This is a genomic window from Cellulosimicrobium composti, assembly GCF_010287905.1.
Classification (GTDB): Bacteria; Actinomycetota; Actinomycetes; order Actinomycetales; family Cellulomonadaceae; genus Cellulosimicrobium; species Cellulosimicrobium composti.
Window position 1 is genome coordinate 1 of record NZ_JAAFAN010000046.1, and the last position, 23,741, is coordinate 23,741.

At 76.0% G+C, this 23,741-nt stretch carries 24 protein-coding genes and 1 riboswitch; of the genes, 13 read left to right on the forward strand and 11 right to left on the reverse strand.

What is annotated here, in order from left to right; translation table 11 throughout:
* Positions 1-159: 159 nt before the first annotated feature.
* Positions 160-540 (reverse strand): Hsp15 family ribosome-associated heat shock protein, encoded by a 381-nt coding sequence (locus GYH36_RS13385; protein WP_115943320.1) that lies wholly within the window; start codon positions 538-540, stop codon positions 160-162.
* A gap of 161 nt (positions 541-701) precedes the next feature.
* Here GYH36_RS13385 and GYH36_RS13390 point away from each other — a divergent pair, with 161 nt between their 5' ends.
* A complete protein-coding gene (locus GYH36_RS13390) occupies positions 702-968 on the forward strand; it encodes a GlsB/YeaQ/YmgE family stress response membrane protein (RefSeq protein ID WP_024841528.1) in 267 nt (88 codons plus the stop codon).
* A 130-nt stretch (positions 969-1,098) separates the two neighbouring features.
* Positions 1,099-2,286: a GNAT family N-acetyltransferase gene (locus GYH36_RS13395; protein ID WP_115943321.1), complete on the forward strand. Its 1,188-nt coding sequence runs from the start codon at positions 1,099-1,101 to the stop codon at positions 2,284-2,286.
* A gap of 215 nt (positions 2,287-2,501) precedes the next feature.
* Here the strand turns inward: GYH36_RS13395 and GYH36_RS13400 are convergent, their stop codons facing one another.
* Entirely contained in the window at positions 2,502-3,080 is a 579-nt protein-coding gene (locus GYH36_RS13400; RefSeq protein ID WP_162290093.1) for a dienelactone hydrolase family protein, read from the reverse strand.
* 212 nt (positions 3,081-3,292) lie between these two features.
* On the opposite strand from GYH36_RS13400, the gene pgi reads away from it, so the two are divergent.
* The 7 genes from pgi (at position 3,293) to GYH36_RS13435 (ending at position 11,259) form a co-directional block, all read left to right on the forward strand.
* A complete protein-coding gene (gene pgi, locus GYH36_RS13405) occupies positions 3,293-5,020 on the forward strand; it encodes a glucose-6-phosphate isomerase (RefSeq protein ID WP_115943322.1) in 1,728 nt (575 codons plus the stop codon).
* A 175-nt stretch (positions 5,021-5,195) separates the two neighbouring features.
* A complete protein-coding gene (locus tag GYH36_RS13410; RefSeq protein ID WP_024841532.1) occupies positions 5,196-6,035 on the forward strand; it encodes an STAS domain-containing protein in 840 nt (279 codons plus the stop codon).
* The gene (locus GYH36_RS13415) at positions 6,032-6,439 is read left to right on the forward strand and encodes an STAS domain-containing protein (protein WP_024841533.1); all 408 of its coding nucleotides are present in this window, start codon (positions 6,032-6,034) and stop codon (positions 6,437-6,439) included. Before GYH36_RS13410 ends, GYH36_RS13415 begins: the two co-directional genes overlap by 4 nt.
* Positions 6,436-6,858 carry an ATP-binding protein gene (locus GYH36_RS13420; RefSeq protein ID WP_024841534.1) on the forward strand — a complete coding sequence of 141 codons (423 nt, stop codon included), beginning with the start codon at positions 6,436-6,438 and terminating at the stop codon, positions 6,856-6,858. The genes GYH36_RS13415 and GYH36_RS13420 overlap by 4 nt, the downstream gene beginning before the upstream one ends.
* Entirely contained in the window at positions 6,855-7,895 is a 1,041-nt protein-coding gene (locus tag GYH36_RS13425) for an ATP-binding SpoIIE family protein phosphatase (RefSeq protein WP_162290094.1), read from the forward strand. Before GYH36_RS13420 ends, GYH36_RS13425 begins: the two co-directional genes overlap by 4 nt.
* Entirely contained in the window at positions 7,892-9,619 is a 1,728-nt protein-coding gene (locus GYH36_RS13430; protein ID WP_024841536.1) for an ATP-binding protein, read from the forward strand. Before GYH36_RS13425 ends, GYH36_RS13430 begins: the two co-directional genes overlap by 4 nt.
* Positions 9,616-11,259 carry a SpoIIE family protein phosphatase gene (locus tag GYH36_RS13435; RefSeq protein WP_162290095.1) on the forward strand — a complete coding sequence of 548 codons (1,644 nt, stop codon included), beginning with the start codon at positions 9,616-9,618 and terminating at the stop codon, positions 11,257-11,259. The genes GYH36_RS13430 and GYH36_RS13435 overlap by 4 nt, the downstream gene beginning before the upstream one ends.
* Here the strand turns inward: GYH36_RS13435 and GYH36_RS13440 are convergent.
* Positions 11,184-11,804: a dihydrofolate reductase family protein gene (locus tag GYH36_RS13440; protein ID WP_162290096.1), complete on the reverse strand. Its 621-nt coding sequence runs from the start codon at positions 11,802-11,804 to the stop codon at positions 11,184-11,186. The genes GYH36_RS13435 and GYH36_RS13440 overlap by 76 nt on opposite strands.
* Positions 11,805-12,034: 230 nt before the next feature.
* A complete protein-coding gene (locus GYH36_RS13445) occupies positions 12,035-12,523 on the reverse strand; it encodes a DUF6069 family protein (RefSeq protein WP_203231851.1) in 489 nt (162 codons plus the stop codon).
* 229 nt (positions 12,524-12,752) lie between these two features.
* On the opposite strand from GYH36_RS13445, the gene GYH36_RS13450 reads away from it, so the two are divergent.
* Complete coding sequence (locus tag GYH36_RS13450) at positions 12,753-13,991, forward strand: sensor histidine kinase (RefSeq protein ID WP_115943326.1); 1,239 nt, start codon at positions 12,753-12,755, stop codon at positions 13,989-13,991.
* Positions 13,988-14,689: a response regulator gene (locus GYH36_RS13455; RefSeq protein ID WP_256891155.1), complete on the forward strand. Its 702-nt coding sequence runs from the start codon at positions 13,988-13,990 to the stop codon at positions 14,687-14,689. Before GYH36_RS13450 ends, GYH36_RS13455 begins: the two co-directional genes overlap by 4 nt.
* Before the next feature lie 2 nt (positions 14,690-14,691).
* On the opposite strand, the gene GYH36_RS13460 is transcribed toward GYH36_RS13455, so the two are convergent.
* From GYH36_RS13460 to GYH36_RS13475, 4 genes are read right to left on the reverse strand one after another with little or no spacing between them, the layout of a single operon-like run.
* Positions 14,692-15,012 (reverse strand): DUF4235 domain-containing protein, encoded by a 321-nt coding sequence (locus GYH36_RS13460; protein ID WP_024841542.1) that lies wholly within the window; start codon positions 15,010-15,012, stop codon positions 14,692-14,694.
* Positions 15,013-15,069: 57 nt separating this feature from the next.
* Positions 15,070-16,284, reverse strand: coding sequence for an ABC transporter ATP-binding protein (locus GYH36_RS13465; RefSeq protein ID WP_162290097.1), 1,215 nt, complete (start codon positions 16,282-16,284; stop codon positions 15,070-15,072).
* The gene (locus GYH36_RS13470) at positions 16,284-18,002 is read right to left on the reverse strand and encodes an ABC transporter permease (RefSeq protein ID WP_162290106.1); all 1,719 of its coding nucleotides are present in this window, start codon (positions 18,000-18,002) and stop codon (positions 16,284-16,286) included. The genes GYH36_RS13465 and GYH36_RS13470 overlap by 1 nt, the downstream gene beginning before the upstream one ends.
* Positions 17,999-19,084 (reverse strand): thiamine ABC transporter substrate-binding protein, encoded by a 1,086-nt coding sequence (locus tag GYH36_RS13475; RefSeq protein WP_115943328.1) that lies wholly within the window; start codon positions 19,082-19,084, stop codon positions 17,999-18,001. Before GYH36_RS13475 ends, GYH36_RS13470 begins: the two co-directional genes overlap by 4 nt.
* A 78-nt stretch (positions 19,085-19,162) precedes the next feature.
* Positions 19,163-19,267: riboswitch (TPP riboswitch) on the reverse strand.
* A gap of 97 nt (positions 19,268-19,364) precedes the next feature.
* Here GYH36_RS13475 and GYH36_RS13480 point away from each other — a divergent pair.
* Entirely contained in the window at positions 19,365-19,634 is a 270-nt protein-coding gene (locus tag GYH36_RS13480; protein ID WP_024841546.1) for a DUF4235 domain-containing protein, read from the forward strand.
* 44 nt (positions 19,635-19,678) lie between these two features.
* Here the strand turns inward: GYH36_RS13480 and GYH36_RS13485 are convergent, their stop codons facing one another.
* Positions 19,679-20,854, reverse strand: coding sequence for an FAD-dependent oxidoreductase (locus GYH36_RS13485; RefSeq protein ID WP_162290098.1), 1,176 nt, complete (start codon positions 20,852-20,854; stop codon positions 19,679-19,681).
* 95 nt (positions 20,855-20,949) lie between these two features.
* On the opposite strand from GYH36_RS13485, the gene GYH36_RS13490 reads away from it, so the two are divergent.
* The gene (locus tag GYH36_RS13490) at positions 20,950-22,320 is read left to right on the forward strand and encodes a hypothetical protein (protein WP_155100011.1); all 1,371 of its coding nucleotides are present in this window, start codon (positions 20,950-20,952) and stop codon (positions 22,318-22,320) included.
* On the opposite strand, the gene GYH36_RS13495 is transcribed toward GYH36_RS13490, so the two are convergent.
* Together GYH36_RS13495 and GYH36_RS13500 are read right to left on the reverse strand one after the other, a co-directional pair.
* Positions 22,309-22,713: a GntR family transcriptional regulator gene (locus GYH36_RS13495; protein ID WP_162290099.1), complete on the reverse strand. Its 405-nt coding sequence runs from the start codon at positions 22,711-22,713 to the stop codon at positions 22,309-22,311. The genes GYH36_RS13490 and GYH36_RS13495 overlap by 12 nt on opposite strands.
* Positions 22,710-23,669: a hypothetical protein gene (locus GYH36_RS13500; protein WP_115943329.1), complete on the reverse strand. Its 960-nt coding sequence runs from the start codon at positions 23,667-23,669 to the stop codon at positions 22,710-22,712. The genes GYH36_RS13495 and GYH36_RS13500 overlap by 4 nt, the downstream gene beginning before the upstream one ends.
* Positions 23,670-23,741: the final 72 nt, after the last annotated feature.

Below are 23,741 nucleotides of genomic sequence, written 5' to 3' on the forward strand. Positions count from 1 at the left end.
CGCCCGCCCCCCCGCCCCCCCCCCCGCCCCCCACCCCCCCCCCCCCCCCCCCGGGGGGGGGCCCCCCCCCCGCCCCCCCCCCCGCCCCCCCCGGCGGCCCCCCCGGGGGGGGGGGGGGGGGCCGCCGTCGCGTCCGGCGTCCGGAGGCCTGGGCAAGTGTCAGCCGCGTCCGCGCAGACGGTCGATGTCGCGGCGCTCGCGCTTCGTCGGGCGACCGGCCCCGCGGTCGCGCACGGCGACCCGCACGGCGAGCTCCTTGGGCGGCGGGGGCGGGCTCTGGTCGATCACCGCCTGCGCCGCGAGCGGCGCCGAGACCCGCTTCACGAGCACCTTCTCGACGACGAGGATCCGCTCGACGAGCCCGCCGCGCACGACGACGCGGTCACCCACCCGCACGTTCGTCGCCGGTTTGGCCCGCTCCCCGTTGACCCGCACGTGCCCGGCCTTGACCGCGGCCGTGGCCTGCGAGCGGCTCTTGAAGACGCGGACCGCCCACAGCCAGCTGTCGACGCGCGCGCTCGTCGTCTCGGTCGTCGCCACCCTCCGAGCCTACGAGACGTCGGTGCCGTACCGGCCGGGCGCCGACGCTCGCCGGCAGCCGTCGGGGTGCGGGCCCCGGGCAACCGTGTCACGGTGGTGCCAGGCCATTCGTGACGAGAGTCCCTTTGGCCGGACCTGTCTGACCGGAACGGAGACTAGACATGGGCATCATCGGCTGGATCGTCATCGGCCTCATCATGGGTGCCATCGCTCGCGCGATCGTGCCGGGCAAGCAGAAGGGCGGCTGGATCGTCACCCTGCTGCTGGGGATCGTGGGAGCGCTGCTCGGCGGGTTCATCGCGTCGGCGGTGTTCAACACCGACGTCAACGAGGAGTTCTTCGACCTCGGCACGTGGGGGTTCGCGCTCGTCGGCTCGATCATCGTCGTGTTCATCTGGTCGTGGTTCACGAGCCGCAAGCGCACCTGACGGCGTCGGCCGCACCGGCGGCCCGCTCCCGCGGACGGCCCGGTCCCCCCAGGGGGCCGGGCCGTCCGTGCGTCCGCCCCCGGCGTATTGCCGTGGACACCCGCGCGGTCGGGCCTCCACGCTGGAACGCATGAGCAGCGTCGCCGGCACGTCCCTTCCCGTCGTCCTCCCCGAGGGGTACGCCCTGGTGGAGGCCCCGCACCCCGCCTCGCTCGACGACCCGGACGCGTGGGCGTACCGCGCGGTCGCGGACGTCGCGCGGGAGATCGAGCTGGAGACCCACGGGTACGACGACCTCGCGGTGCGCCCGCGGGACGTGCTCTCCGGCATGGACCACCAGGAGTACGAGGCGAAGCGACGCTTCGTCGTCCTGCGCTCCGCCGCGGCCCGCGCCCTCGCCGAGGACGGCGCCCGACCCGCGGTGCACGACGTCGTCGCGCACCTGTACGTCGGCCGTCCCCTGACGAGCAACGAGCACCTGGGCGAGGCGTACGCGTTCGTGCGCCCCGCCGAGCGCGGGCGCGGGATCGGCTCCGCCCTGCTGGACCTCGGGGAGCGGCTCAACCTCGACGCGGGGCGCACCGTGCTCTTCTCGGACACGAGCCACGGCGTCGAGCCGCCGCCCGGACCGGGCGCGCTGGAGGCCACGACGGGTGCTGGCCGCGTGCCCGCCGACGCGCCGGGTCCGCGCCTGCTCCGCTCGCGCGGCTACGTGCTGGAGCAGGTCGAGCGGCACTCGGTGCTCGACCTGCCGGTGCCGCGCGAGACGCTCGACGCCCACCGGGACGCGGCGCGGGAGCGTGCCGGCGACGACTACCGCCTGCACACGTGGACGGACGAGGTCCCGGACGCGTGGCTCGACCAGGTGGCCCTGCTGTTCACGCGCATGAGCACCGACGCCCCCACGGGCGGCGTCGACTACGGCGAGGACCCGTGGGACGCGCGGCGCGTGCGGATCTGGGTCGGCGAGCAGGCCGAGCGGCGCAACGGGTTCCTCGTGACGGTCGCCGAGCACGTGCCGACGCGCACGCTCGCCGCGTTCACGGTCTTCGCCTACCCCCGCGAGCGCGACGACTTCGCGTTCCAGGAGGACACGCTCGTGCTCCGCGAGCACCGCGGGCGGCGCCTCGGCATGCTCGTCAAGGTCGCGAACCTCGACGCGCTCGCGGTCGAGCGGCCCGCGACGCGGCGCGTGCACACGTGGAACGCGCAGGAGAACGACCACATGCTCGCGATCAACGTGGCCCTCGGGTTCCGCCCCGCGGGCGTGTGGGCCGCCTGGCAGCGGCGGACCGCCCCGGCGCAGGACCGCGCGTGACCGACGGCGTGCGCCTCGTGCCGGTGCCGGCCTCGCTCGACGCGCCCGACGCCTGGGCAGGGCACGGCACCGTGCACGTGGCGACGCGCAGGAGAACGACCACATGCTCGCGATCGACGTCGCGCTCGGGCTCGCGCCCACGAGCGTCGACGCCGAGTGCAAGCCGAGCCTCGACCCGGCACCCGGGTCCTCCGCCTGAGGGACCGGGTGCCCGGTCAGCGGATGCCGTCGAGGAAGCGGATCACCCGCTCGGTGACGAGCGCGGCGGCCTCCGGCTCGTACGACGGCAGGCTCGGGTCGGTGAACAGGTGCCGGTCGCCCGGGTAGAGGAACAGCTCCGCGTCGGGCGTGGAGCCCACGAGCTCGCGCGCGGCGTCGAGGTCGCCCTCGCCCGCGAACGACGGGTCGGCGTCCATGCCGTGCACCTGCACCGGGACGGCGTCGGGCCACGCCTCGCCGAACTCCGACACCGGCACGCACGCCTCGAGCAGCACCGCGCCCTTGGCGCCTGCGCGCGTCTGCGCGAGCATCTGCGCGGGCAGCACGCCGAGCGAGATCCCGGCGTACACGACGGCGGGGTCGAACCCGTCCGCCGCGGCGCGCCCGCGCTCCAGGACCGTGCCGAACCCGAGCTCCTGCACGTGCTCCATGCCCTCGTCGAGGGTCGCGAACGTGCGCCCCTCGAAGAGATCGGGCACGTGCACGACGTTCCCCGCCCCGCGCAGCGTCTCCGCGAGCGTCCGCACCCCCTCGGTCAGCCCCTGCACGTGGTGGAACAGCACCACCTCGGCCATGTCGCCTCCTCGTCGGTCCACCGGGCCGGTCCCGGCCGCGCGCCGTCGGCGCTCGACCCATCCTGACGCGCGCCACCGACGCCCGCCCGGCCCGCGCAGGCTGCGGGGCGGCGTCGAGGGACCGAGGGGTCCGTTTCGTGAGGCCACCGGACCATCGACCGCGGGACGGTCGGGGTGGGCGAGGTCCGACGTCGGAAAGTACGTTGGTGGTCATGACCTCCCAGCCCGTGCCGCCGCCGACCGACCCGACCACCACGCCGTCCTGGACCGCGCTCACGGTGCACCGGGACACCGTCGAGCCCGACCTGCGCACGTGGTTCGCGGCCGACCCGGACCGCGCCCGCCGCCTCACGCACCAGGCCGCCGACCTCACGGTCGACCTGTCGAAGAACCTCGTCACGGACGAGACCATCGAGCTGCTCGTGCGCCTCGCCGAGGAGGTGCACCTCGACGACCGGCTCGAGGCGATGTTCACGGGCGAGCACATCAACGTGACCGAGGACCGCGCGGTGCTGCACACGGCCCTGCGCCGCCCGACGCCGCTGGGCGACGACGAGCACCTCGTCGTCGACGGCCAGGACGTGGACGCGGACGTGCACCGCGAGCTCGCCAAGGTCTACGAGTTCGCGGACAAGGTGCGCTCGGGCGAGTGGACGGGCGTCACGGGCGAGCGCGTGCGCACGGTCGTCAACATCGGCATCGGCGGCTCCGACCTCGGCCCGGTCATGGCCTACGAGGCGCTGCTGCCGTACAAGCACGAGGAGATCGAGGTCCGGTTCGTCTCGAACATCGACCCGACGGACGTCGCGGAGAAGACGGCCGGCCTCGACCCGCGCACGACGCTCTTCGTCGTCGCGTCGAAGACGTTCGGCACGCTCGAGACCCTGACCAACGCGCGGCTCGCGCGCGACTGGCTGTGGACGGAGCTCGCGTCCGTCGGGGCGCTGGAGGACACGGACGAGGCCCGGCAGGCCGCGGTCGCGCAGCACTTCGTCGCCGTCTCCACGGCGCTCGACAAGGTCGCGGCGTTCGGGATCGACCCGGCGAACGCGTTCGGGTTCTGGGACTGGGTCGGCGGCCGCTACTCGGTCGACTCCGCGATCGGCACGTCGCTCGCGATCGCGATCGGGCCCGAGCGGTTCGCCGAGCTCCTCGCGGGCTTCCACGCGATCGACGAGCACGTGCGCCGCACGCCGTTCGAGCGCAACGTGCCCGTGCTCATGGGCCTGCTCAACGTCTGGTACGTGAACTTCCTCGACGCGCACACGCACGCCGTGCTCCCGTACGCGCAGTACCTGCACCGCTTCCCCGCGTACCTCCAGCAGCTCACCATGGAGTCGAACGGCAAGCGCGTGCGCTGGGACGGCTCCCCCGTGACCACCGAGACGGGCGAGATCTTCTGGGGCGAGCCCGGCACCAACGGCCAGCACGCGTTCTACCAGCTCATCCACCAGGGCACGCGCCTCATCCCGGCCGACTTCATCGCCGTCGCGAACCCCGCCCACCCGCTCGTCGACGTCGTCGGCGACGGCGGCGCCGTCCAGCCGGGCACCGACGTGCACGGGCTGTTCCTCGCGAACTTCTTCGCGCAGACCAAGGCGCTCGCGTTCGGCAAGACCGCGGACGAGGTGCGCGCCGAGGGCACGGCGGAGCACCTCGTCAGCGCGCGCACGTTCCCGGGGAACCGCCCCACGACGTCGATCCTCGCGCCGGCGCTCACGCCGTCGGTCCTCGGGCAGCTCATCGCGCTGTACGAGCACATCACGTTCGTCCAGGGCGTCGTGTGGGGCATCGACAGCTTCGACCAGTGGGGCGTCGAGCTCGGCAAGAAGCTCGCGCTCGAGATCGCGCCCGCCGTCGCGGGCGACGAGGACGCGCTCGCCGCGCAGGACCCGTCCACCGCGGCCCTCATCGACCGCTACCTCGACCTGCGCGCCTGACCTGCGGCCACGGGTCGGCGGCCAGGGTCCCGTCGGACCCGGCCGTCGACCCGTGCCCCCGGGACCGCACCCGGGCGTACCGCCCGCCGGGATGCGGGCGCGCGCGCCGTGCGTACACTTGCGGCGCGACAGCCGCGGGCCCGTTCGGCGTCGCACCCACCCCGGAAGGACACCGATGGCTGACGCCGCCACACCCGAGAACCTCGCCCGCACCCTCACGGAGCACGCCGACGCCGTGCGCGCCGCATGGCTCGACGCCGCCGCGCACGAGCTGTACGGGCGGACGTCGCGCGGCGAGCTCGAGCGCGAGCAGGGCGAGATCCTCGACGCGCTCCTCGACGGCCTGCGGTCGGGTGGCGTCTCGCTGTCCGACGCCGCCTTCGACTCGCTCCGCGGCATCCTCGCCGACGTCTCGTCGGCCCGCGCGCGCCTCGGCTTCACCCCGCGCGAGACGGCGATCGGCATCTTCGCGCTCAAGGAGGGCCTGTACGGGCTGGGCTCCGCGACCGGCGCCGACACCGACGTCACCCCGCTCCTGCGGCTCGTCGACGAGCTCGGCCTCTTCACGTTCGAGACGTTCGCCTCGGCGCGCGAGGCCATCATCTCCGAGCAGGCCGAGCAGCTCCTCGAGCTGTCGACGCCCGTGGTGAAGCTCTGGGAGGGCGTCGTCGCCGTGCCGCTCGTCGGCACGCTCGACTCCGCACGCACCCAGGTCGTCATGGAGAAGCTGCTCAACACGCTCGTCGACACGGGCAGCGAGCACGCGATCATCGACATCACCGGCGTCCCCGCCGTCGACACCCAGGTCGCGCAGCACCTGCTCAAGACCGTCGTCGCGGCGCGCCTCATGGGTGCGGAGTGCACGATCAGCGGCATCCGCCCGCAGATCGCGCAGACGATCGTCGCGCTCGGCATCGAGTTCGGCGACATCCGTACGCGCGCGAGCCTCGCGGACGCGCTCGTCGACGCGCTGCGCTCCGGCCGCGACACCCGACGCGCCGGGCTCCCCGCATGACCGACGCCGTCCCCATCCTCAAGATCGGCTCGACGCTCCTCGTCTCGATCCAGGTCGACCTCCAGGACGACACCGCCCTGCAGCTCCAGGAGGACCTCGCCCACCGGATCACGGAGACGGGCGCACGCGGCGTGATCATCGACATCTCCGGGCTCGAGATCGTCGACTCCTTCATCGGGCGGATGCTCGCCTCCGTCGCGGGCATCTCCCACGTGCTCGACGCGACGACCGTCGTCGTCGGCATGCGGCCCGCGGTCGCGATCACCATGGTCGAGCTCGGGCTCTCGCTCGGCGACGTCCGCACGGCTCTCGACGTCGAGCGCGGGCTCGCGCTCCTGGCTCCCGACGAGCGGTCCGCCGAGGACGTGCTCCTCGCGGCGGCTGCCGAGCGCGAGGAGAGATGACGACGACGTCCCTGCCGACGTCGACGACCGAGCGCGTGCCCGTTCGCACCGACTCCGACGTCGTCAAGGTCCGCCAGCTCGTCCGCGCGCTCGCCCAGCAGGCGCGCCTGTCGCTCGTCGACCAGACCAAGCTCGTGACCGCCGCGAGCGAGCTCGCGCGCAACACGCTCGTCTACGGCGGGGGTGGCGAGGCGGAGGTCCAGCTCGTCGCGGAGGGGCCCCGGACGGGTGTGCGCGCCGTCTTCTCGGACGAGGGCCCGGGCATCCCCGACCTCGACCTCGCGCTCACCGACGGGTGGACCAGCGGCAGCGGGCTCGGCCTCGGCCTGTCGGGCTCGCGCCGCCTCGTGCAGCACTTCGCGATCGACACCGCACCGGGGGCGGGCACGCGCGTCGAGATCGCGACCTGGTCCCGATGAGCCCGGCGCCGCACCGCCCCGACGAGCGCCGCAGCATCGTCGAGGGGGGCACCTGGTACACCGTCGACCACCCGTCGGCGGTCGGGAGCGTGCGGCGGGGCGCGAGCACCGTGGCGCGGAGCCTCGGCCTCGGCGACGACCGGGCCGCGGAGATCGGGCTCGTGGTCTCGGAGCTCGCGACGAACCAGTGCCGGCACGCCGGCTCGGGCTCGGTCCTGGTCCGCGTGCGTCGCACGGGCGACGACACGGCCCTCGAGGTGCTCGCGGTGGACTCGGGCCCGGGCATGCGCGACTTCGACGCGGCGATGCGCGACGGCGTGTCGACCCGGGGCACGCTCGGCATCGGGCTGGGCACGCTCCCGCGGCTCGCGTCCTCGTGGGACGCGTGGACGTCCCCGGGCCGCGGGACGGTCGTCGCGGCGACGTTCGCCGCGCACGGGACCGTGGTCGGGCTCGCGGAGCCCACGGGCATCACGCGGCCCATGACCGGCCAGACCATCTGCGGCGACGCCCTCGCGGTGCGCCACGACGACGGCGTCCCGAGCCTGCTCGTCGCCGACGGTCTGGGGCACGGCCCGCTCGCCGCCGTGGCGTCGGACGCCGCCGTGCGCGCGTTCCTCGACGCGCCGTCCGGGCCCCCGGTCGCGCTCCTCGAGCGCGTGCACGCGGCGCTCGGCGGCACGCGCGGCGCCGCTGTCGCCGTCGCCCAGGTGAGCGGCGGGGGCGTGCTGCGCTACGCGGGCCTGGGGAACGTCTCCGGGACCGTCCAGGGCTCGCGGTCGCGGGGCCTGGTCAGCCACCCCGGCATCGCGGGCACGCGAGGGCGACCGCTGCGGGAGACGACGTACCCGGTCGAGGCCGGGGACGTCGTCGTCATGCACAGCGACGGGCTCACCGAGCGGTGGTCGCTCGCCGACTACCCCGGCCTCGCGGCCCGGTCCCCCCTCGTCGTCGCGGGCGTGCTGCTGCGCGACCTCGCCGTGCGCCGGGACGACTCGTGCGTGGCGGTGCTGCCGATCGGCCCGGAGGCGGCATGAGCACGACCCTCCTCGTCACCCAGCTCCGTTCCGACCCCGACGTCATCGCGCTGCGGCGGGCCGGTCGCGAGATCTGCCGCCGCCTCGGCCTCGACACCCAGGACCAGGTCCGCGTCGCGACCGCGCTGTCCGAGATCGGCCGGTCCGCGGTCGCCTCGGGCACCGCCGACGTCGTCGTGGGCGTCCTGCCCGGCCTGCCCCACGCGACGCTGCGGGCCGAGATCGTCGCGGGCACGCCGTTCCTCGTGGAGGGCGACTCGAGCGACGGCGGCGTCCCCGCGGCCCGCCGCCTGGTGCGCGGCCTCGAGGTGGACCCCACCGGGACCCGCGTCCTGCTCACCAAGCCGCTGCCGGCGACCGCGCGCACCGACGAGGTGACGCTCGCCGCCGTGCGGCGGTCCACCGCGGCCGCGCACGTGGCCGACGCGGCGGACGAGCTGCGCGTCCAGAACGCGGAGCTCGTCCGCACCCTCGACGAGCTCACCCGCCAGCAGGAGGAGCAGCGGCGCCTCAACGTCGAGCTGGAGGAGACCAACCGGGGCGTCCTCGCGATGTACGACCAGCTCTCCTCGGAGCTCGAGGAGACCAACACCGGCGTCGTCGCGCTCTACGCCGAGCTCGACGAGCGGGGCCGCGAGCTCGCCGCCGCGAACGAGGCGAAGACGCGCTTCCTGCGGAACGTCAGCCACGAGCTCCGCTCGCCCGTGAACTCGATCCTCGGGCTCACGTCGCTGCTCGCCGACTCCCACCTCGACGCCGAGCAGACCCAGCAGGTCGGCTTCCTCCGCGAGAGCGCCGGGACGCTGCTCACGCTCGTCGACGAGCTGCTCGACCTCGCGCGCGCCGAGGCCGGGCACGAGGACGTCGCGCCCGGCCCCGTGGACGTCGCCGAGCTGCTCGACGAGCTGCACGGGACGACGCTGCCCGTGGTGCGCCCCGGCGTCGTGCTCCGGACCGCCGCCGCCCCCGGCCTCGCGCTCGTCACCGACCGCCGCCTCCTGTCGCGCGTGCTGCGCAACCTGCTCACCAACGCCGTGAAGTTCACGGACGCGGGCGAGGTGGTGCTCCGCGCCGAGGCCGAGGGCGAGGTCGTGCGGTTCGACGTCCGCGACACCGGGCTCGGCATCCCCGCCGACCAGCTCGACGCCGTCTTCGAGGAGTTCGTCCAGGTCCCCAACCGGCTCCAGCCGACGGTGCGGGGCACCGGGCTCGGGCTGCCGTACGCGCGCCGGACCTCCGAGGCGCTCGGCGGGACGCTGGTCGCGACCTCACGCCCCGGGGCCGGCAGCGTCTTCACGCTCCGGCTCCCGTCGCTGTCCGTCGACGCCGAGCCCCCGGGCGACGCGCGACCCGACCCGGACGACGCCGACCAGGACCTCGGGCACGTGCTCGTCGTCGACGACGACCGCGCCTACGCGGCGGTCGTCGCCGCGATGCTCCGCGACGACGCCGCCCGGGTCAGCGTCGCGCACGACGCGTCCCACGCGCTGGCGCTCCTGCACGACGGCGCGGCCGACGTCGCGCTCCTGGACGTGTACCTCCCGGGGACGGACGGCCTGACGCTCCGCTCGACGATCCAGAGCCTCTACCCCGCGACGGCGACGGTGCTCATGTCGAGCGCGCCCGCGCCCGCGGAGGTCGGCGGGATGCCGTTCCTCGCGAAGTCGAGCATCGACCGCGACGTCCTCGTCGCGGCCCTGCGCCGGGAGGTGAGGGCCCGGTGAGCGCCGAGCGCACCGTGCTCGTCGTCGACGACACCCCGGCGCACCGCTACGTCATGGCGAGCTGGCTGCGCCGCGCCGGGTTCGACGTCGTCGAGGCCGGGACGGGGGGCGAGGCCCTCGCCAAGGCGTCGGCGCACGTCGACGCGGTCGTCCTCGACGTCAACCTCCCGGACGTCCCGGGGCGTGAGGTGTGCAGCCGGATCAAGGCGGACCCCGCGACCGCCCACGTCCCGGTCCTGCACGTGTCCGCGACCCACGTCGACGCCGCGGCCCGCGTCGCGGGCCTCGAGGGCGGGGCCGACGCCTACCTGCCGGAGCCGCTCGACCGCGACGAGTTCCTCGCGACCATCAGCGCCCTGTGCCGCCGCGCCGACGCCCAGCGGGGCGCGGGCAGGGCGGCGCGACGGCTCGAGGCGCTCACGGACGCGCTCGTCCCGCTCCACGAGGCCCGTTCGCCCGAGGCCGTCACGGACCACGCGGCGCGCGGCGCGTGCGCGGTCCTGGGCCGCCCGGTCGTCTCGATGGTCGTCGTCGAGGCCGGCGTGGTGCTGCGCTCGGTGTGCGCCGCGGAGGGCGCCGCGCTCGTCCGCGGCCGCGGCCCGACGGCGGTCGTGCCGCCGACCGGGGCGACGTCCGCCGTGTTCGGTCCGGACGACGTGCCCGCACCGTGGCGCCCGCTCCTCGCCGAGGCCGGGGTCGGTCCCTCGTCGTGGTTCACCCTGTGGCTCGTCGACGGCACGGGCGCGCTCGTCGGCGGGCTCGCCGTCGCGGTCGGCGACGAGCCGCTGTCCGACGAGGAGCGCGAGGCCGCCGAGCGCTTCGCCGAGGCGGCGACGGTCGCCCTCGCGAACCTGCGCACGTTCGCCGAGGAGCACCGCATCGCGCTCGCGCTGCAGCGCGCGTTCCTGCCGTCGGGGCTGCGCGTGCGGGGCGGCGTCGAGGTCGCCGCGCGGTACGCGGCGTCGGACGCGCGCCTCGACGTCGGCGGCGACTTCTACGACGCGTACGACCTCCCGGACGGGCGGGTGGCCGTCGTCATCGGCGACGTGCAGGGCCACTCCCTGCGCGCCGCGACCGTCATGGCCGAGGTGCGCATGACGCTGCGCGCCTACCTGCGCGAGGGCCACGACGCCGCCGCCGCCCTCGACCTCCTCAACGCGGCGCTGCGCGACGACCACACGGAGTTCGCGACGGTCTGCGTGTGCGTGCTCGACCCGGTGACCGGCGCCCTGGAGCTCACCGACGCCGGCCACCTCCCCGCGTTCCTGGTGCGCACCGACGGGACGGTCGTCCGCGCGAAGGCGGGCTCCCGCCTCCTCGGTCTGCCGAGCCCCGACGCCCGGCCCACGCGCCGCGAGGACCTGGCGCCGGGAGACGTCCTCGTGCTCCTCACGGACGGGCTCGTCGAGCGCCGCGACGGGTCCCTCGTCGACGCGCTCGACCGCCTGGCGCACGTGGCCGGGCAGCACGCGGGGCTCGACCCCGAGGCCATGTGCGACCGCCTCGTCGCGGCGTTCGACGACCCCGGCCGCGAGGACGACGTCGCCGTCGTGGCGGTCGCGCGTCAGTCGTCCCCGGACGGCACCTTGCCCGCGACGTCGTCGTACGTGACCTCCGCCGGCGGCTCGGCCGGCGTGTAGACGAGGCGCACCACGCCCGTCGGGTAGCTCTCGGAGCGCACGAGCGAGAGCGGGTAGACCGGCTCGCCCTCGTCGAACAGCCGTTCGCCCGTGCGCGCCGCGACGGGGTGGACGAGCAGGCGCAGCTCGTCGAGCAGGCCCGCGGCGAGCAGCTGGCGCACCACGGAGATGGACCCCGGGACGAGCACCTTGCCCACCCCGGGCTCCTCCTTGAGCGCGCGCACCGCGTCGACGAGGTCGCCGTCGAGGCGCTCGACGTGACGCCACCCGAGGTCCTGGTCGCCGCGCGTCGCGACGACCTTGCGCATGTCGCCGAGCCGCGCGGCGAACTCCGCGTCCTCTCCCCCGGCGGTCTCCCGCTCGGGCCACGCGCCCGCGAAGCTGTCGTACGTGACGCGGCCGAGGAGCAGCGCGTCGACGTCCTGGTAGTCCTCGTCGACGGCGGCCGCCATGTTGTCGTCGAAGTACGGGAAGTGCCACGCCGGGTCGATCTCGACGACGCCGTCGAGCGAGACGAACAGGGTGGACACGAGCGAGGCGGTCATGGATGGCCCTTCGGTCAGGTGGTCGATGCGGGGCAGACCGGCGGGACCGCGCCAACTCATCGCCGCGCCGAGCACGACCCTGCGCGCCGTCGAGCACGAGGTTGCTGTCGTTATCGGCTCGATAACGACAGCAACCTCGTGCTCGGCGGGGTGCCGGGTCGGGACGGCGGGATGCCGGGTCGGGGGCGGCGACGGCACGGCCCCGTCGCGCGGATGCCGGGTGAGGTGGGTCAGCGGCGCAGACCCAGCGCGAGGACCGCGCCGACGGCGACGTGCTCGACGACGAGCAGCGCCACCGCGCCCGGCGTCACGCCGCCGAGCGGGCCCAGCAGCGAGACGAGCAGCACGACGCCGCACGTCACGAGCCAGGCGCCCACGCCTCCCCGGGGCCGGCGGGAGAGCAGCCGGCCGAGGAGTGCGCGCACGCCCCACCCGGCGTACCCGACGACGAGCGTCGCGACGATCACGGCTGCCAGGCCGACCGTCTGCGTGCCCGTCGCCGCGCGTACGGCCGGGTCGACGCCGAGCGCCGTGCCCACGAGGAGCACGGCGACCGAGACGGCCGCCGCGACGAGCGGGACGGACCACCGCGGCACCCGGCGCCGGGCACCGGGGCCGGCCGCGCCCGCGGCGCTCGTCCGGGCCGCGGCGCTCGTCGGGACCGCGGTGCTCCTGGGAGCCGTGGGAGTCGTGGCGCTCCTGAGGGTCGTGGAGTTCATGGGCACAGGGGACCTCCTTCGTCGCGCGGCGTGCCGCGCTCGCGCGGCCGGGGCCGCGACCGGCGGGGGTCGCCGGCACCATCCAGGCTCGGCGCCGGTACCCCGCCGCCGCACCGGCCGTCCGGCGGCTCGCGACCCGACGACGGTCGACGCCCGACCCGACGCCCGGACCCCGACCCCCGACCTTGGTCGGTGGTCCCCCGGACCGCCGCCGCCTAGCGTCCGGGACATGACCGCACCGACCGACTGCCCCTCGCTCCTGCGACGCCCCGTCCTCGCGACGGCCGCCGCGCGCCGCGACGGCACGCACCCGCTCGTCCCGGGGTGGGCGTTCGCCGTCGCCTGGCTCGCCGTCGCGGCGCTCACCGTGCTCGCGACGGCCGGGGTCGTCGGGCGGGACGCCCCCGGCGCCAGGGCGTGGCTCGACGTCGGCACCGCGGTCCTCGCGCTCGCCGTGCTCCCCCTCCTGTGGTCCCGGTCCCCGCGCGACGCCCCGGTGCTCGGCGCGCTGGTGCTCGCGGCGCTCGTCGCGTGCTCGGGCGCCGCGACCCCGGCGTCGACCGTCGCGACGCTCCAGGTGGCGCGCTGGTACCCGCTGCGCACCGCGCTCGCGGTCGCCGTCGCCGGGTCCGTCGGCCACGCCGTGCAGGCGGTGTGGCGCCCGCAGGCGCTCCCTCTCGGGTGGTGGCTCCTGTGCGATCTCGCCGTGCACGCGGCGCTCCTCGGGTGGGGCCTGTACTGGCAGTCGCGCTCCCAGGTCCTGTGGTCGCTGCGCGACCGCGCCCGGCGCGCGGAGACCGAGCAGGAGCGCCGCGTCGCGGAGGCCCGCGTTGCCGAGCGCACGCGCATCGCGCGCGAGATGCACGACACGCTCGCGCACCGGCTCTCGCTCCTCGCCGCGACGGCGGGGGCGCTCGAGTACCGCCCTGACGCCGACCCGGCGCAGCTCGCCCGGGCGGCGAGCCTCGTGCGGGCGGGGGTGAGCGCCGCGCTCGACGACCTGCGCGACGTCGTCCGGGTGCTGCGCAGCGACGGCGCCGAGCCCGGCGCCGGGACCCGCGCGGCGCCCGCGCCGCAGCCGACGCTCGACGACGTGGACCGCCTCGTCGCCGAGTCGCGCGACGCGGGCGGCGACGTCGACTACGTGCGGTCCGGGTCCGCCGTCGTGCCACGCGCGGTCGAGGTCGCCGCGTTCCGCGTCGTGCAGGAGGGGCTGACGAACGCGCGACGGCACGCGCCGGGGAGCCCCGTGACCGTGCGCGTGACCGCCGCGACGGGCGAGGTCCGCGTCACGGTGTCCGACGCCGGGCCGCGCCTCGTCGCCGTCGGCGCCCCGACGTCGGGCGACGGCTCCGGGACGGGGCTCGTGGGCCTGCGCGAGCGCGTCGACCTGCTCGGGGGGAGCCTCGACGCGCGGGACCGCGGCGCCGGGTTCGTGCTCGACGCCCGGCTACCGTGGGACGCGTGACGGGGCGGCAGGTGCACGGGGACGGCACGACGACGGGACCCGGCGACGCGGCGCGGACCCGCCTCGTGATCGTCGACGACGACGCGCTGGTCCGCGCGGGGCTGCGGCTCATGCTCGACGGCGCGCACGGCATCGAGGTGGTCGGCGAGGCCGAGGACGGCGCGGACGTGACGGCCGTGCTCGACGCGCACCCGACCGACGTCGTGCTCATGGACCTGCGGATGCCGCGGGTCGACGGGATCGAGGCCACGCGCCGTGTGCGGTCGCGCGCCGGGGCGCCGGCCGTCGTCGTGCTCACGACGTTCGACTCCGACGAGGAGGTCGTCGGGGCACTGCACGCCGGGGCGTCGGGCTACCTGCTCAAGGACATGGCGCCGGAGCGGATCGTCGCGGCGGTGCGCTCCGCGGCGCGCGGGGAGCCGGTACTGTCGCCCGAGATCGCGCGGCGGCTCATGACCACGGTCGCCGACGCCGGGGGCGAGCGCGAGCGGACCCGCGCGGCGCTCGACGCGCTCACCGCGCGCGAGCGCGACGTCGCGGTCGAGCTGGGCCGGGGAGCGACGAACGCGGAGATCGCGGCGCGCCTGTTCCTCAGCGTGCCGACCGTCAAGGCGCACGTGTCGAACGTGCTCCTCAAGCTCGGCCTGGAGAACCGGACGCAGGTCGCGCTGCTCGTGCACGCCGCGGGGCTCGGCTGACGTCAGTCGCCCGGCCACTCCCCCGTCCAGCGCTCGAACGCGCGGGCGCCGCCGCGGTCGATGAGCGCCTTGACGACCGCGTACACCGCGCCCTGCAGGAGCGCCGCGATCACGATCTCCTTGAGCGGGTACTCCGACTGCAGCGGGGTCGGGGCGTCCTTGCGGTCGCCGGGCGCGACGCGCTTGTAGATCTGCTTGAACACCTGCCCCGCGACGAGGCCGCCGACGATCGAGCTCACGATGCCGACGGGGCGGTACAGGATCTTCGCGGACTTGCTGCCGCTCTTCTCCGGCGGGTGGTCTGCGGTCGTCACGTCGTCCATCCCTCGACGCTAGGTCGGCTCGGGCTTCCTCGCGCGTCGCGCGGCCGCGCGCACCCGTCAGCGCCGCACCACCGCGCACCCCGCCGGGTCGACCCCGACCCGCACCCGCTCCCCCGGGGCGGGCACGGTCCCGCCCGGGACCGGCACCGCGGAGCCCGCCGGTGCCGCGAGCGCCACGAGCCGGGCCGGGCCGTCGGCCCCGGGGAGCGCGACGTCCACGGTCACCTCGACCGCACCGCGCCGGAAGACGCTCCCGACGACCGTCGCGTCCCACACCGCACCGGCGGTCCCGGCGTCGGGCGCCGCGGGCCCGCCGTCGTGGGGCGCGAGCACGCGCAGGCCGCGCGGCCCGACCGCGAGCAGCGGGGGCACGTCGTCGGTGGGGTCCGGGTAGCGGTCGGGCGCTGCGGGCGCTCCCGGCAGTCCGGCGGGGAGCGGGTCGGGCAGCGGGACGAACGCCTGGTAGCCGAGGAACTCCGCGACCCGGCGCGACGTCGGCGCGCGCCACAGGTCCTCGGGCGGCGCGACCTGGAGGAGACGGCCCGCGTCCATGACGGCGACGCGGTCGGCCACCGTGAACGCCTCGTCGTGGTCGTGGGTGACGAAGACGGCGGTCGTGGCGGTCGCGCGCAGCGCCTCGCGTAGGTCGAGCGCGAGACGCTCGCGCAGCCCCCGGTCGAGCGCGGACAGCGGCTCGTCGAGCAGGAGCAGCCTCGGGCGCGGCGCGAGCGACCGCGCGAGCGCGACACGCTGCCGTTCTCCCCCGCTGAGCGTCGCGACGGCGCGCCTCCCGTACCCGGCGAGCCCGACGACGTCGAGCAGCTCGGTCACGCGCGCGTCGCGCTCGGCGCGCGGCAGCCCCGCGATCCCGTACGCGACGTTGCCCGCGACGTCGCGGTGCGGGAAGAGCTGGCCCTCCTGGAACATGAGCCCGAACCCGCGGCGGTGCACGGGGACGCCCGCGAGGTCGCGGCCGTCCCACGTCACCGAGCCCGCGGCGACGGGTTCGAGACCCGCGACGGCGCGCAGCAGGCTCGACTTGCCGCACCCGCTCGGCCCGAGCAGGGCGAGCACCTCGCCGGGCGCGACGTCGAGCGTGACGCCCGCGACCGCCGTCGTGCCGGGGTCCGTGCGCCCGCCCCGCCCGCCGCCCCCGCCGTACCGCACGACGACGTCGCGCACCGCGAGGCCCGCCCCGTCCCGCGGCGCGGTGCCCGGGCGGGCGTCCTGCGGGGCCGCGTGCGCGGCCGGGGCCGGGTCGGTCTGCACCATCAGAACTCTCCTCCGGGTCCTTCGCCGCGCAACCGCTCGGCGAGCAGCATCACGGTCGCGGTGAGCAGCGCGAGCACGACGCTCGCCGCGAGCGCCATGCCGTAGTTCTCGGCGCCGGGACGCCCGATGAGCCGGAAGATCACGACCGGCAGGGTCGCGGTGTCGGGGCGCGCGAGGAACGACGTGGCGCCGAACTCCCCGAGCGACACGGCGAACGCGAACCCGACCGCGAGCCCGAGCGACCGCGCGGCGATGGGACCGTCGACGGTGCGGAACACGCGCCCGGGCGCGGCGCCGAGCGTCGCGGCTGCCTCGCGCAGGCGCGGGTCGATCGCGCGCAGCGTCGGCAGCACGGTGCGCACGACGAGCGGGATCGCGACGACGGCCTGCGCGATCGGCACGAGCAGCCCGGACGTGCGCAGGTCGACGTCGAGGCCGAGCGGCCGGTCGAGCGTGACGAGGAACCCGAAGCCGACCGTCACGGCGGACACCCCGAGCGGCAGCATGAACACCGAGTCGAGGACCGAGATCGCGCGCCGCCTGCCGCGCGACCGCGGACGCCGGGACACGACGAGCGCCACGAGGCCGCCGATCACGACGGCGAGCACGGTCGCGAGCGCGGCGGTGCGCAGCGAGTTGCCCATCGCCTCCCACACCGTGACGGACAGCGCGTTGCGCCCGCCCGTCGTGCCGAGGTTCGCGTAGTTGTCGAGCCCCCAGCCGCCGCCCGGGACACGGAACGAGCGCACGAGGAGCGTGCCGAGCGGCAGCCCGACGAGCACGACGACCACGGCCGCGGTGAGCGCCGCGGGCACGAGGTCACCGGTGGGGCGGCCGTCGCGCCACACGCGGAGCGGGTGTGCGGACGACGTCGAGGACGACAGGTTCAGGGCGCGCTCGCGCCGGGCGCGCGTGCGGTTCGCGACGGTGAGCGCCGCCGCGACGACGACGAGCTGCACGACCGACAGCACCGCGGCGGTGCGCAGGTCGAGGAACTGCGTGGTCTGGATCCAGATCTCCGTCTCGATCGTGCCGTAGCGGATGCCGCCGAGCACGAGGACGACGCCGAACGCCGTCGCGCAGAAGAGGAAGACGATCGACGCGGCGCTCGCGATCGCGGGCGTCAGCGCCGGGAGCGTCACGGTGCGGAACGCGCGCCACGGCGTCGCGCCGAGGGCACGCGCGGCCTGCTCGGCCCGCGGGTCGAGGTGCTCCCAGAGCCCGCCGACCGTGCGCACCACGACGGAGTAGTTGAAGAACACGAGCGCGACGACGATCGCCGCGAACGTCTCGTCGAGCCCGAGGATCCCGAGCGGGCCGCCCTGCACGAGCAGCGACCGGAACGCGACGCCCACGACCACCGTCGGCAGCACGAACGGGACCGTGACGACCGCGCGCAGGACCCGCCGCCCGGGGAACCGGCACCGGTACAGCACGTACGCGCCGGGCACGCCCAGCAGGAGCGAGAACGCCGTGCCGAGCACCGCCTGCCACAGCGTGAGCCCGAGGATGCGCCACGTGCGCGGCTGCGAGAACACCTCCGCGAACCCCGACAGGTCGAGCCCGCCGCTCTCCCCGACGAACCCGCGCGCCACGAGCGTGACCACCGGCCACGCGAAGAACACCCCGAGGAACGCCAGCGGCACCGCCGCCGCGAGACCCCACAGCACCCCGCGCCCGAGACCTCCCCCGGCCGCGGGGCGTGCCTGCGCCGTCAGTCGACGACCGTCGCCGTCCACGCCTTGATCCACTCGTCGCGGTGCGCCGAGACGTCCTCGGGCGCGACCTCGAACGGCTCGTCGGCGAGCGGCGCGAACTCGGCCCAGCCGTCGGGGAGCGCGACGGAGTCGTCGGCGGGGTACATGTACATCTGCCCGGGGACGTCGGCCTGGAACGGCTCGCTCACGAGGAAGTCGAGGAGCTGCTGCGCGCCCTCGGGGTTCTTCGCGTTCGCGAGCACGCCCGCGTACTCGACCTGGCGGAAGCACGTGTCGAGCAGCGCCCCCGTGGTCGAGGCGGTGCCGTCCTCGGTGAGCGTGAACGCGGGCGACGTCGAGTACGACAGCACCAGAGGGCGCGGGCCGGCGCCCTCGGAGCCGGAGAAGTCGACGTAGTAGGCGTCCGACCAGCCGTCGACGACCTTCACGCCGTTGGCGCGCAGGTCGGCCCAGTAGTCCTCGAACCCGTCCTCGCCGAACGCGCCCACGGTCGCGAGGAGGAACGCGAGCCCGGGCGAGGACGTGGCCGGGTTGGTCACCACGAGGAGGTCCTCGTACTCGGGCCTCGTGAGGTCGTCGAGCGTGACGGGCTCGGGGACGCCGGCCTCGTCGAACCACGCGTGGTCCACGTTGACGCACACGTCGCCGAGGTCGATCGCGGTGAGCTCGCCGCCGTCGCCGACGGCGTAGGACGCGGCGGAGTCCGAGAGTCCCGCCGGGGTGTACGGGTCGAGGACGCCCTCGTCGATCGCGCGCGACGCGAACGTGTTGTCGATCCCGAAGACCACGTCGCCGAGCGGCGACTCCTTCGTGAGGATCAGCTGGTTGACGAGCGCGCCGCCGTCGCCGGGCGCGACCTGCTCCACGGTGAGCCCGCTCTCCTCCTCGAACGCGGCGAGCACCTCGTCGCTCACGGCGAACGAGTCGTGCGTCACCAGGGTCACCGTGCCGCCCGACGACGCGTCGTCGCCACCCGCGGCGTCGTCGCCGCCGCTGCACGCCGCCAGGGCGAGGAGGGCGAGGGTCGTGGCGGCCCCGGTCGCGAGGGTGCGTCGGCGGGTGCCGGTGGTCGTGCGCTGCATGTGTCCTCCCAGGACGTTCAGGAGGGGTCCACCGGCCCGCGCGGCCGCCGTCGGAGCGCGGAGGACCGCACGAGCAGGTGATCGAGATTCCCGACTTCCTCCACCGGTGCTAACCGGATCAGGTTCGAGGGTCTGCGGTGGTCCGCACTCTCAGCTCCTCCAGGAGCTCCCCTGTCGTTCACGTCGAGCCTACACCGCGGCCCGGCACGCGCGGCGTGGCCGGTGCGGGACGACTACGGTGGTGCGCAGCACACCGTCGCCCCTGACCTGGAGGATCGCCGTGGCAGACACCGAGGACCAGACCCTGGCCGTGAAGGTCGGCACCGTCGCGCTGACGTTCGCCGCGGGCTGGGCCGCGCAGAAGCTCGTCACGTTCGTCTGGGCCAAGGTGACCGGGCACGACGCCCCGAAGGACCTCGACGACGAGGAGGTCGGCATCGTCTCGGCCGTGACGTTCGCGGCCGTCGCCGCGGGCGTCGGCGTCCTCGCGCGCCGGTTCGCGGGCAAGGAGGCCAAGCGCGTCGTCGCCCGCCTCGCCTCGCGCGCGTAGCGTCGTCGCCCCTCCTCGCCACCCGGCGGCGGTCCGCGCCGCCGTCAGGGCACCGGGGCCGCGGGTTCGGGCGGGGTCCAGCCCATCGCCGCCCGGGAGCCGCGCTCGATCGCGGCCGCGGGCGTGAGCCGCATGAGCCCGTTGCGCACCGTCTGGCGCCACCCGCCGCCGAGGTGGGCGCCGAACCGGCCCGACGCGACCGACGCCCGCGCGAGCGCCCGGCACCGAGGCCGACGTGCGGCGTCGTACCCGACGAGGGCGGGCGCGAGCCGCCCGCCGGCGGCGACGGGCGACCCGACGAGCAGGCCGACGCACAGCCCGTCCTCGAGCGCGGTGGCCGCGCCCTGACCCATCGTCGGCAGGGTGCCGTGCGCGGCGTCGCCGGCGAGGACCACCCGCCCGGACGCGTAGCGCGGGACGCCGCGGGGCAGGTGGTGCACGTCGTGACGCAGCACCACGTCGGGCGGCGTCGCGGCGAGGACGTCGCGCACCGGCTCCGCCCACCCGTCGAACCGTGCCCGCGCGGCGGCGAGCTCGTCGCGCAGCCGCGTGCGCTCGGGCATCGCGACGTACCCGTACCAGTACGTCTCGTCCGCGGCCACGCGCAGCACGCCGAACTCCGCGTGCGGCCCCCAGTACTGCCGCAGCGCGACGTCGCCGTACGCGCCGGGGACGACCGCGCGCCAGCTCGCGTACCCGCTGTGCACGGGCCGCACGGCGGGGAACAGGACCGAGCGGACGGCGCTGCGCATCCCGTCGGCGCCGACGACGAGGTCCGCCTCGCGCCCGGCCACGACGGCCGGCCGACCCTCGGGGTCGCCCGGGTCCAGCGCCTCGACGGGGGTGCCGGTGACGACCTCGACACCGAGGTCCGCAGCCCGTCGCCGCAGGGCGGCGTGGAGCCGACGACGGTGCACGCCGACGAGAGCGACCGACGCCCGCATCTCCGACGTGTCCGGCAGCGCGAGGATCGGGCGCCCGTGCAGGTCCCACGTGCCGCCCGCCCACGTGGCGTACCCGAGTGCGGCGACGTCGTCGTCGTCGAACCCGAGCCCGCGGAAGGCCGCGACGGCGTTGCGCGACATGGCGAACCCCGCCCCGACCTCGCCGGCCTCGGCCGCACGCTCGAGCACGGTGACGTCCCAGCCCGTGCGCGCGAGCGAGACGGCGGAGGTCAGGCCGGCGATCCCGGCGCCGACGACGATCGCGTGACGTGTCATGAGGCGATCCTCCCGCGCGCGACGCCGCCGGGGCCAGGGGGACGCCCGGCCCGCCGGGTGCGGACGTCCCCGGTCGCGCGGGTACCCTGGCGCGCGTGACGGCCCCCACGGCGACCACCCAGAGCCCGACGCCGGGCACCCGGGACACGGTGCTGCGCGCGGGTCTGCGCGTGCTCGCCGACACCGGCCGGCTGCTCGCCCGGCACTGGCCCGCGCTCGTCGCCGTCGCGGTCGTCGCGGAGGTGCTGCACGAGCTCGCGCTGCGCGCCGCGCTCGCGGTCGCGCCGTCGTCCGGCGTGCTCGGACTCCTCGTGCTGTGCTTCTCCCCGCTCGCGACGGTCGTCGGGATCGTCGTCATGCTGCACGTGCTGCGCCGCGAGCCGCGGTCCGGGCGCGACCGGCTGGAGGCCCGCACGCTGCTCGGCTCGATCGCGTCGGTGCTCGTCCCGTACCTCGTCATCTACGAGTTCTACGGCGGACTGACGTCCGACTGGCAGACGTACGTCGACTCGGCGGCGCTCGACCACGCGTTCGCCGCCGGGTCGGGGATCCGGACGGCCAGCCCGATCCCCGAGGGGTTCGGGGTCACCGTCCTCGCCGTCGTCGCCGGCGCGCTCCTGGCACGCACGCTCCTCGACCGCCTCGCGAGGCGCCTCGACCGCCGCGTCGCCTCGTCCGGCTCCGACGCCCGGCACAGCGCGCGCTCGGCCGCCGTGCGCATCGTGGCGGGCTACTGCGAGGTCGTGTGGATCGTCGTCGGCGCGTTCACCGTGACCGCCGTCGTGGGCCGGGTGCGCGAGTGGTGGGGCACGCGGGTCGTCGTCGTCGAGGTCGGCGCGTGGTGGGACGGCGTCGTCGCGCGCGTCGACGCGCTGCGGCCGCTCGTCGACGCCCTCGGTCCCGCGACGTCGCTCCTCGTGGCGGGCGTCGTCACGGGCCTCGTCGTCCCGCTCGCGTGGCTCACGCTCGGGACGATCGTCTACGGCGTCGAGGCGATCGACGTCGTCGACCCCGCGCACGCGACCGTCCCGGGGACGACGCCCGCAGACCGCGCGACGCGCGTCGTCGACCGGTTCAACCGCACGCTCGGCGACCGGGGCGCGCGGCGGGCCTGGGAGCTCATGCTCGACCCGGGCCGCCGGTTCGGCGGGCTCGTCGGCGCGCTCGGCATGCTGTGGCGCAGCCGCTGGGGCGCGGTGCTGCTGTTCTGCGTCGCGTTCGCGCTCCTGACGCTCGGCGAGCAGGTCGTCCTCACGGTCGCGCAGGCCGTCGTCGGGCAGCCCGGGATCGTCGCGTGGCGCGCGCTCGTCGACCCGCTCGGGATCGTCTCGACCGTCGTCGTCCAGGTGCTCACCACCGCGCTGCTCGCGGCCGCCGCCGACGCGCTGCTCGCGAACCTCGGGCTCCCGTCGGCGCTGCGCACGCGACGCTCCGCGCGGGCGCGCGCCGCCGCGTCAGTCGTCTGACGCGGCCGGGTCGGCGGCGCGGCGCCTTCCGGCGATGAGCGCCGCCGCGACGACGTCCCGGATCTCCGTGTCGGTCAGGGCGTGGTCGCGCGCGAGCCGCACGAACCGGGCGGCGGCCTCCGTCACCGCGGCTCGCGACAGCGTGGCGGGGGGCGCCGTCACGAGGGTCCCCACGCGGCGACGGGTCGTCACGAGCCCCGCGGCCTCGAGGTCCCGGTACGTGCGCGCGACCGTCCCCGGCGCGATGCCGAGGTCGTTCGCGAGCGCGCGCACGGTCGGCAGCCGCTGACCGTCCGTGAGGTCGCCCGCCGCGACGAGGGCCGCGATCTGCGCCCGGAGCTGTTCGTAGTGCGGGGTGGTGGAGTCGAGGTCGATGCGGACGGCGAGGCTCACGCGGCGGCCTCCTCGGCCACCCGCGCTCCCGCTGCCCGCGGGGCCGGGTCACGCGCCGGCCACACCAGGGCGACGAGCGCCACGAGGACGACGCCGCACGCGACCGCGAGCAGCACGTTCCCCGCCAGCACGTGCCCGGGGCTGAGGCCGGGTCCCGTCCGGACGCCGTCGCCCAGCCCGAGGCCCAGCCAGCGCAGCGAGAGCCCGCCGAGGGCGACGAGCCCCCCGAGGGTCAGACCGAGCACGAGCTGCGTGGCGCGCTCGACGCGGCGGGCGACCCGGCGCCGCAGCCACATGTCCCACTCCTCGTCCACGTCCTCGACGGCCGGTCGGGACACGACCAGGCGCAGCACCACCTCCGACGCCACGACGGCGACGACCGCCGCCACGACGATCGGCACCGTCCACAACCAGCCCGGGAACGGCGCGACCGTGTACGCCTCGTACGGCGTCACGACGCGGGAGATCGAGCGCGGGCCGTCGGAGAGCAGCCCGAAGGACGCCGCCACGACGGCGATCCCCGCGACCCAGGTCCAGGCGAGCCGCCGGGTGGCCGCAGGGACGACGTCGGCCGTGGAGCGCGCGACGAGCCGCGCCTCGCGCTGCCGGTGTCGCGGGCGTGGCCACGTGAGCTCGCCCACCGCGTGGACGGCGAGCGCGCCGACGAGCGCGACGAGGGGGACGGTCGCCGTGCCGCGCGCCCCGAGCGAGACGATCCCGAGGGCGAAGAACAGCGGCGGCACCAGCACGCCGGCGACGACGAGCGCGGCGGCGCCGCCGCTCGTCACCGCCGCGTGGCGCACCGCGCGTCGCCCGGCCGAGCTGGGCGAGACGGCTCGCCGCCCGTCCCACCACACGAGCGCGGCGACGGCGGCCGTCGCGAGCAGGGTGAGGTCGACCGCGAGAGCGAGAGCGAACGGCACCGGGCTTCCGAGCATCCACGACACCCAGGTCATGATCGTCCTCCCATCGAGAGTATTGATCATGCACTATGAACATTCATCGCCCCGGTGTCAAGGGCGTGCACG